This is a genomic window from Azohydromonas lata, assembly GCF_034427735.1.
In the GTDB taxonomy this organism is placed as follows: Bacteria; Pseudomonadota; Gammaproteobacteria; order Burkholderiales; family Burkholderiaceae_C; genus Azohydromonas; species Azohydromonas lata.
Genome location: NZ_JAXOJX010000082.1, coordinates 21689 through 27957, shown reverse-complemented (window position 1 = coordinate 27957; position 6269 = coordinate 21689). Strand labels below are relative to the sequence as shown.

Annotated in this window: 6 protein-coding genes; 4 read left to right on the top strand and 2 right to left on the bottom strand. The window is 73.2% G+C overall.

What is annotated here, in order from left to right; translation table 11 throughout:
* Positions 1-314 precede the first annotated feature (314 nt).
* Positions 315-1220: a DNA ligase gene (locus SM757_RS29850; protein ID WP_322468127.1), complete on the top strand. Its 906-nt coding sequence runs from the start codon at positions 315-317 to the stop codon at positions 1218-1220.
* A gap of 48 nt (positions 1221-1268) precedes the next feature.
* The gene (sbcB, locus tag SM757_RS29845) at positions 1269-2693 is read left to right on the top strand and encodes an exodeoxyribonuclease I (RefSeq protein WP_322468126.1); all 1425 of its coding nucleotides are present in this window, start codon (positions 1269-1271) and stop codon (positions 2691-2693) included.
* A gap of 34 nt (positions 2694-2727) precedes the next feature.
* Here the strand turns inward: sbcB and SM757_RS29840 are convergent, their stop codons facing one another.
* Positions 2728-3078 (bottom strand): four-helix bundle copper-binding protein, encoded by a 351-nt coding sequence (locus SM757_RS29840; protein ID WP_066336778.1) that lies wholly within the window; start codon positions 3076-3078, stop codon positions 2728-2730.
* 156 nt (positions 3079-3234) lie between these two features.
* On the opposite strand from SM757_RS29840, the gene SM757_RS29835 reads away from it, so the two are divergent.
* Positions 3235-4224, top strand: a complete 990-nt coding sequence (locus SM757_RS29835; protein ID WP_322468125.1) for a hypothetical protein — start codon at positions 3235-3237, stop codon at positions 4222-4224.
* Positions 4225-4469: 245 nt separating this feature from the next.
* Positions 4470-5351 (top strand): PRC-barrel domain-containing protein, encoded by an 882-nt coding sequence (locus SM757_RS29830; protein ID WP_322468124.1) that lies wholly within the window; start codon positions 4470-4472, stop codon positions 5349-5351.
* A gap of 28 nt (positions 5352-5379) precedes the next feature.
* On the opposite strand, the gene SM757_RS29825 is transcribed toward SM757_RS29830, so the two are convergent.
* Complete coding sequence (locus SM757_RS29825) at positions 5380-6258, bottom strand: helix-turn-helix domain-containing protein (RefSeq protein ID WP_322468123.1); 879 nt, start codon at positions 6256-6258, stop codon at positions 5380-5382.
* Between the last annotated feature and the right edge of the window lie 11 nt (positions 6259-6269).

Sequence of the window (6269 nt, the reverse complement as noted above, 5' to 3'; positions counted from 1 at the left end):
ATCGCCGTGGCTGCGTTGTTCGTCGCGCGCGGCGCGCTCGGCCGCGGTGGGCGGCGGGCCGGCCTTGCGCGCGGTGGGCCGCACGTTGGCGCGGCGCGGGTCGCGCGTCTTGGCGCCAGCCTTCAATCCGATCTTGGGTCTTTCACTCATCCTGGAATTGGACCATGCCGGCACGGCCGCGCTCCCGGACGGTGCTGTCGGCGGCAGGGTTGGGCGGGCAGTAGTGCGCGTGTGCCCCGGGTTCCATCCAGGGCGCAGCCCCCGCGCCGGCTCCTATGCTGCATCGCACCAAGTCCATCGACAGGGAGACCCGCATGCAGCACCTGGACCCCATCACGCGCCGCCGCCTGCTGTACTGGCTCCCGGCTTGCGCACTGCCTGCCACGGCGCAGGCCCTCAGGCCCGCGGACGACGCGCCCGCCGACGCCCAACGCCGCGACGCCCCGGCGCTGCTGCTGGCGCGCGACGCCCCGGCCGGCGTGGACCCCGCCGGCTACCTCGTGAGCGAAAAGTTCGACGGCGTGCGCGCCCTGTGGGACGGCGAGCGGCTGCGCTTTCGCAGTGGCGCCCTGGTGCCGGCACCGGCGGCCTTGCTGCGCCGGTTGCCCGCGCAACCGCTGGACGGCGAACTGTGGCTCTCGCGCGGACGCTTCAGCGAGCTGGCCGGCCGCGTCAAGCGCCAGGAGGCGCGCGAGGCGGACTGGGAGGGCATCCGCTATCAGCTCTTCGAGCTGCCCGGCGCACCCGGCTCCTTCGAGGAGCGCGCCCAGGCCCTGGCCGCGCTGGTGGCGCGCACCGGCTGGGACACGCTGCAGGCCGTACCGCAGGAGCGGCTCGTGGACCGCGCCGCGCTGCAGCGCCGGCTGCGCCAGGTGCTGGCCGCCGATGGCGAGGGCCTGGTGCTGCACCGCGCCGATGCGCCCTACGCCACGGGCCGCTCGGACGTGCTTCTGAAACTCAAGCCCCGGCAGGACGCCGAGGGCGTGGTCGTGGGCCGGCACTTCGGCGCCGAGGGCCGCATGCACGGCCTGCTGGTGGCGCTGCGGCTGCGCATGCTGGAGGGCGACCGGCGCGAGTTCCTGCTCGGCAGCGGCTTCAGCGACGCCCTGCGCCGCGACCCGCCGCCGCTGGGCAGCGTGGTGAGCTACCGGCACCGCGGCTGGAGCAGCGGTGGGCTGCCGCGCTTCGCGAGCTTCCTTCGCGTCGATCCGGGCTTCTGAGCCGCGGCGACGAGAGGGCCGTCAGGCGGCTCGGGTATCGTCCCGCGGATGAGCGACCTGACCTTCTTCTGGCACGACTACGAGACCTTCGGCCGCGTGCCGCGCCGCGACCGTCCGTCCCAATTCGCCGGGGTGCGCACCGATGCCGACCTCAACGAGATCGCCGAGCCGCTGATGCTGTACTGCCAGCCGCCGCTGGACATGCTGCCCGACCCCGAGAGCTGCCTGCTCACGGGCATCCTGCCGCAGCATTGCCAGGAGCAGGGCGTGCCGGAGCACGAGTTCGCCGCCGCCATAGAGCGCGAGCTGGCCCGGCCCGGCACTGTGGGCCTGGGCTACAACAGCATCCGCTTCGACGACGAGGTCACGCGCTTTCTCTTCTGGCGCAACCTCATGGACCCGTATGCGCGCGAGTGGCAAAACGGCTGCGGGCGCTGGGATTTGTTGGACGTCGTCCGCTGCGCCTACGCGCTGCGTCCCGACGGGCTGCAGTGGCCGCAGCATCCGGACGGGCGCCCGTCCTTCAAGCTCGAAGACCTCGCCGCCGCCAATGGGCTGCTGCACGACGCCGCCCACGATGCGCTCTCGGACGTGCGCGCCACCATCGCGCTGGCGCGGCTGGTGAAGCAGGCGCAGCCCAAGCTCTGGGACTTCTGCCTGAAGCTGCGGCGCAAGGACGCGGTGCTCGCCGAGATCGGGGTGGGCCGCCCCTTCCTGCACGTATCGGGCATGTTCGGCCCCGAGCGCGGCTGCATCGCGCTGATGTTCCCCATAGGCCCGCACCCCAGCAACCGCAACGAGCTGCTGTGCTGGGACCTGGCGGCCGATCCGGCGGAGCTGTTCGAGCTGGACGCGGCCACCATCCGCCAGCGCCTGTTCACCCGTACCGACGAGCTGCCGGAAGGCGTGGCGCGGCTGCCCATCAAGAGCGTGCACATCAACAAGGCGCCCGTGGTCATAGGCAATCCGCGCACGCTGAGCCCGGCGCAGGCGCAGCGCTGGGGCCTGGACATGGCCCAGCAGATGGAGCACGCGCAGCGCTTTGCGCAGCACGCGCCGCTGCCGCCGCAGCTGTGGGCCGAGGTGTTCGAGCGTCCCCGCGCGGAAGGCCCGGTGGACGTGGACGAGGATCTTTACGGCGGCTTTGTCGGCAACGGTGACCGGCAAAAGCTCAACGCGCTGCGCGCCGCGCCGCCGCACGAGCTGGCGCTGCGCGAGCCGCCGTTCGAGGACGCGCGGTTGAACGAGCTGGTATTCCGTTGGCGCGCGCGCAACTTTCCCGGCACCTTGGACGAAGCCGAGCAGGCCCGCTGGGAGCGCCACCGCGCGCGCCGCCTGCACGAGGGGCAGGGCGGCGTGATGACGCTGGCCGCCTTCGCCGAGCGCATAGACGCCCTGAGCGAAACCGCGGACGAGCGCGGCCACGACATCCTGGGCGCGCTGTACGACTGGGCGGAGGAAATCGCGCCGTAAGGGGCGCAGGGATGGCGATGTAGCGGGCGGGGCCTCACGGCGCCCCCACGCTCCCATGCAGCGCCGCGTGCCGGCAGGCCTCGGCGCAGCGGCGGCAGGCTTCGGCGCATTCCTGGCAATGCTCCATGGCGTGGCGGCCGCACTCGGTGCCGCAGGCTTCGCACAGTTGGGCGCACAGCGCGCAGATGGCCTGCGCGTGCTCGCTGTCGCGCGCCATCGCGCCGGAGGCCAGGCGGCACACGGCCGCGCAATCGACGTCCAGCGCGATGCAGCGCGCCATCGGTTTGGGCTGCGGCTCCTGCAGGCAGGAAACGGCGCAGTGGTCGCAGGCCGCGGCGCACGCGTCGCAGGCTTCGATGCAAACGGCGTAGGGATGGTTGTCCATGAATCGCTTCTCCACAGCCCGCTTTGGGCGGGCGACGTGGCGCTGCCGGCAAGCATCGCACCCGCGCCGCGCATGCCGCTTGCTGATCCCTGGTCACCGGCCGGGCGGCCTCTTTCGGGCCGCCACGCAACCTGTTCGATTCAAGGAGCGAAGCATATGAACCACCGTCCCTCCGCCCGCTTGGGCCGCCTCGACGCCGCGCGACGCAACTTCCGGCTCGCCGTCCTGGGCGGCGCCGTGCTGGTGGCCCTGGGCGCCACGGCCACGGCCAGCCATGCCGCCACCCGCGTGGACCGCAGCGCCGCGCAGTCCCAGTACCGCTCCGACCTGCAGTACTGCCGCAGCGGCCAGGCCACGCAGCCGCGCGCGCTGTGCGAGCACGAGGCGCGCAACGCCTACAACGAGGCGCTGCGCGGCACGCTGGACGTGCCCGTCGTCGCCCAAGGCACGCGCTCCACGGGCAGCAGCGTCACCACCACGGGCGCGGGTACAGGGTCTTCGTCCTCCTACGGCAGCGGCAGCGGCTCCAGCACCGGCATGTCCGGCAGCTCCAGCGGTTCCAGCGGCTCCTCCGGCATGGGCGCCTCGGGCAGCTCCTCCTCCGGCAGCTACGGCAGCGGGTCAGGCTCCAGCTCCAGCGGCATGAGCGGCTCCACCACGGGTGCGGGCACGGGCAGCACGGGCACTTCCTCCGGCAGTTACGGCAGCGGCGCCTCGCCGGCCGGCGCGGTAGGCGGCGCCACGTCCGGCAACACCGGCAGCGGTGCCTACACCGGCGCCAACCGCAACACGGCCAGCGACGCCAACACCAACAGCGGCTCCTCCGGCAACAGCGGCTCCACCACCGGCACGGGCGCCGTCAACAGCGGCAACACGGGCAGCGGCATGCCTTCCGGCGCCACGGGCAGCGGCTCCACGGGCATGTCGTCCGGCAGCGGCACCAGCGGCACGGGCATGACGGCTCCGTCCACGGGCTCCTCGCGCTCCACCGGCAGCGGCACGCCCACGGGCAGCGGCAGCACGCGCGGCATCGGGGACTCCAACACGGGCAGCACGTCTTCCGGCAACAGCGGCTCCACCACCGGCACGGGCGCGGTCAACCCGGGCAGCACGGGCTCCGGCACCTCTTCCGGCACGGGGCGCTGAGCGCGCCGGGACAGGCGCTTTTTCCCGATCCCGGCCGGCTGCGGCCGGCGCACCAGGGCCGCGGCAACCGCCGCGGCCTTTTCGTTGCCGGCTCGACTTTCGCTCCCGCAACGCCGGCGCAGTGCCCGCATGCGGCACCTGCCGCGCGGGCCCAGGTTTTGCCCGGTGCCCTGGGTGGCGGGCACCATTGCAGAAGGCCTTGCAAGCCAGGCCGGCCCGCCGCATCCACTGCACGGGAGAACACCATGAAATCGACTCTTCGCCCCCGCGGCGCCGCGCTGCTGCTGTCCCTGGCCGGTGCGCTGGCGGCGCTGCCTTCATTTGCCGCGGACCCGGCCGCGCAGCCTGCTGCCCCTCACGCCACCGCGCAGGCGCCGGCCGCCGGCAGCCCGCTCGCGCGTGACGCGCGGGCCAGCAAGATCATCGGCCGTGAGGTGCTGGGCACCGGCGGCGAGAAGCTGGGCCGCATCGACGACCTCATCGTGGACATGAACACCGGCCGCCTGCAGTACGCGGTGCTGTCCTTCGGTGGCGTGGCCGGGTTGGGCGACAAGCTGTTCGCCTACCCGGTCAACGCCTTTCGCGCCGCGGCCGACAGCGACGACTTGACGCTCAACGTGGACAAGGACCGCCTGCGCAGCTCGCCCGGCTTCGACAAGGCCCACTGGCCCGGGCTGGACGCCACCGCCTATTGGCGCGACGTGGACCGCTACCACGGCGGTGCCCAGGCGCCGGCGCAGGCCGCGACCGCGCACCGCCTCATGCGCATGAGCAAGCTGCTGGACAAGGACGTCAACGATCGCCAGGGCAAGGACGCCGGCGAGGTGGAGGACGTGGTGGTCAACATGGCCCAGCAGCGCGTGCACTACGTGGTGCTGGACTTCGACAAGAAGTGGAGCCCGGACGACAAGCTGCTGGCGCTGCCCCTGTCCGCGCTGAGCCTGCCCGCGGGCCGGGACAAGGACGCCGACCTCGTGCTCAACGTGCCGCGCGAGCAGTTGGACATGAAGCGCGGCTTCGACGAGAACGCCTGGCCCGACGTCAACGACCCGGCCTACAGGCGCGACGTGGGCGGCTGGCTGGACCACTTCCCGCCCACCAGCCGCGCGCAGGAGCAGGGGCGCTGAAGCACCGGCCCTGCGCGCCCCGCACGCGCTACTGCCACAGCCGGTAGCTCCAGAAGCTTTCGTCCTCCTGGATGCGCCGGTACAGCTCCTCGGGGCTGAAGCCGGTGACGCGGCGCACCTCGCGGCAGAGGTGGGACTGGTCGGCGTAGCCGGTGGCGTCGGCCAGCTCGGCCCAATTGGGCGCGCCACGCTGGGCGGCATTGGCCATGCCCTCGAAGAAGGCCCTTTCCGCCCGCCCCATGCCCAGCAGCGCGCGCATGGGCAGCCCGGCCCAGCGCTTCACCCGCCGCTCCATCTGGCGCAGGCTCTTGCCGGGGCCGGAGAGCGCCGCGTGCGTGGCCAGGGACTGTGCCCAATCCAGGTAGCGGTGCGCGTGCAGCGGCAGGGCGGGGCGCACGGCCTGCCAGCGCGGCTCCAGGAAGTCTTCTATGCAGGCCACGCGGGCCTCGTCGTCCGGGGCGTGCAGCACGGCGTCCAGCAGCGGCCGCCAGTCCGCCGGCAGGCAGGCATGGGCATCGGCACGGCGGTCCACCCACTCGGCCACTTCCAGGCCCGTGAGGCGGTGCACGGCGTCGGCGGTGAGGGCCAGCATCAGGCCGTAGGTGGGGCCGGGGTGCCAGTACAGCATGGGCACGGTGACGGGGCCGCCGAACACCACGCGGCCCGGCATGGGCTCGCGCGGCACGGCGGTGGAGGCCGGCGAGCCGCGGGGCAGCAGCTCGGTGCTGCCTTCGAGCTGCCAGAACAGGCCGCACAGGGGCGACGTGGGCATGTGGTCGAAGCGCTGGGCGTCGTCGAGCCGTGCGCCGCGCGTGTCGCGCGCCATCACGGCGCGCACGCACGAGGCCAGCGCTGGGCGCGGCAGCCACAGGCGGCTGATGGTGTGGGGCGAGAGATTGCCGGGCATGGCAGGACAGC